The organism is Neisseria sp. HMSC067H09, assembly GCF_001814135.1.
GTDB lineage: Bacteria > Pseudomonadota > Gammaproteobacteria > Burkholderiales > Neisseriaceae > Neisseria.
The window spans coordinates 1-2,555 of the sequence record NZ_KV814838.1; the positions used below are offsets into that span (position 1 = coordinate 1).

Sequence of the window (2,555 nt, forward strand, 5' to 3'; positions counted from 1 at the left end):
AGCGACAGCGAAAAAATCGCTGCGGGCGACACCGTGACCGTGAAACAAGGTAAGAACATCCGAGTGAAACGCAGCGGTAAAGAGCTGACGGTTGAGACTGAAGACGATGTCGAATTCGGCACTGTTTCCGCTACTACCGTACTGGCCGACAGCTTCATCTCCGGCAACAGCGTGCTGAGCGGAGAAGGTCTGAAGATCGGTGTGGACGGTTCGCCAAGCCAAGTGTCTCTGACCAATGCCGGTCTGAACAACGGCGGCAACAAGATTGCCAACGTAGCCAAAGGTACGGCAGACACCGACGCCGTCAACGTCGCCCAGTTGAACGAACAACTCGCCGCCACCGAAAAAACCACCACCGTCGTTGCCGGTAAGAACGTTACCGTCAGCGAAAAAGTGGACGGCAACAACACCGAGTACACGGTTAACGCCGACAAGACCACCATCAGCCAGGCGGCTAACGGCGCGGTTAAAGTCAGCGAAGGCGCGAAAGACGCCGACGGTGTTACCGATTACACGCTGGATTTGACTGACGAAGCCAAAGCCGACATCGCCAAAGGCGTCGCGGCAAAAGACGCGGTGGACAACAAAGGCCTGACCTTTGCCGCCGACAACGGCACGACCGGTGCGAAGAAACTGGGTGACAGCCTGAGCGTCAAAGGCGATGGCAACATCCTGACCCGCGCCGACGAAAACGGCATCGGCTTCTCGCTGGCCGACAAGATTACCGTCGGCAAAGCAGGCAACGGCAACAAACCGCTCGTGATCGACGGTACCGCCGGTCTGATTTCCGGTCTGAGCAACACCACTCTGGGCGGTGCGGACTTTGCCACTAAAGGCCAAGCCGCAAGCGAAGAGCAGTTGAACGCAGCCCAAGCCAACCTGGCGAAACTGCTCGGCGGTAACGCGGCCAACGACAAAGGCAACGTCACCACCACCGACATCGGCGGTACAGGCAAAGACAACGTCCATGACGCCATTGCCGCAGTCAAAGAAACTGCCGACAAAGGCTGGAACCTGAATGCCAACGACGAAACCTCGTCTGAAAAAATCGGCGCAGGCGACACCGTAACCTTTAAAGAAGGCAAAAACGTCAAAGTCAGCCGCAACGGTAAACACATCACCGTAGCGACTTCAGACGACGTCTCCTTCGACAAAGTAACCGTAGGCGACAGCGTTCTGACCGACAACGGACTGACTGTGGGCAACGGCAAAGCAGGCAAACCTGTCAGCCTGACCAAAGACGGTCTGAACAACGGAGGCAATAAAATTGCCAACGTAGCCAAAGGTACGGACGACACCGACGCAGTGAACGTTGCGCAGCTCAAAGCAGCCGCAGCGAAAGCGACATCCAAAGTGGACAGCGGCAACGACAACATCGGCGTCACACCAGAGCAAAATGCCGACGGCAGCACCACTTACAAAGTGGCGACCGCACCTAACCTCAAAGCCGACAGCTTCACCGCAGGCGATACCGTTGTGAACAACGACGGCGTTAAAGTCGGCGACAAAGTGGCGCTGGGCAAAGACGGTCTGAAAGCAGGCGATGTGAACATCACCGCCGACGGCATCAATGCCGGCAACAAAGCCATCAGTAATGTTGCCGCCGGTGTGAAAGACACCGATGCCGCCAACGTCGGACAGCTGAACCGTCTGACTGCCGCCGCCAAGACCGAAGTTGAAGCCGGTACCAACATCGCCAGCGTTACCAGTAAAAAAGGTAAGAACGGTCAAACCGTTTACACTGTTAACGCAGACGGCGCGAGCATCTCCGCAGGTTCCGACAACATCGTCGTAACCAAAGGCAACAAAGACGCCGACAACGTAACCGACTACGCCGTTGACCTGTCTAAAGCCGTCAAAGCCGACATCGCCAAAGGCGTCGCGGCGAAAGACGCGGTGGACAATAAAGGCATCAGCTTCGCAGGCGACAGCGGTACGACCGTTGCCAACAAACTGGGCGATACCGTTGCGGTTAAAGGCGATGCCAACATCACCACCACCGCAGGCGCGAACGGCATTCAGGTCGGCCTCAACAAAGACCTGAAAGTAGACAGCGTCAAAGCAGGCGATACCGTTGTGAACAACAACGGCGTCAACGTCGGCGACAAAGTCGCGCTGGGTAAAGACGGTCTGAAAGCAGGCGATGTCAACATCACTGCCGACGGTATCAATGCAGGCGGTAAGAAAGTGACCGGCGTCGCCGCAGGCACCGTCGCCGCAGGCAGCACCGATGCCGTCAACGGCGGACAACTGCACCAGGTTTACGAACTGATCGGCAGCAACGGCGGCAACGTCAACACCGCACCGCCGTCAGTCGAAGCAGACGGCAAAGCAGGCTTGGGTAATATCAAAAACATTACCCTGGTGGACAACAGCAACAACCCGAACGTGACCAACGTCACGAACGAGACCAAGATTGCCCAGTCCAACGGTTACAGCCTCGTGACCTACAACGTCGAAGACCAAGGCATGTACGTGACCAACAACGTCATCGAAGCCGTAGGCCGTATGAACGAACAAGGTATCAAGTTCTTCCATACCAACGACGGCGAAGT

1 pseudogene is annotated in these 2,555 nt (G+C 56.7%); it reads left to right on the plus strand.

What is annotated here, in order from left to right:
* A pseudogene (locus HMPREF2954_RS00095) lies at positions 1 to 2,555 on the plus strand (hypothetical protein); the annotation flags it as partial.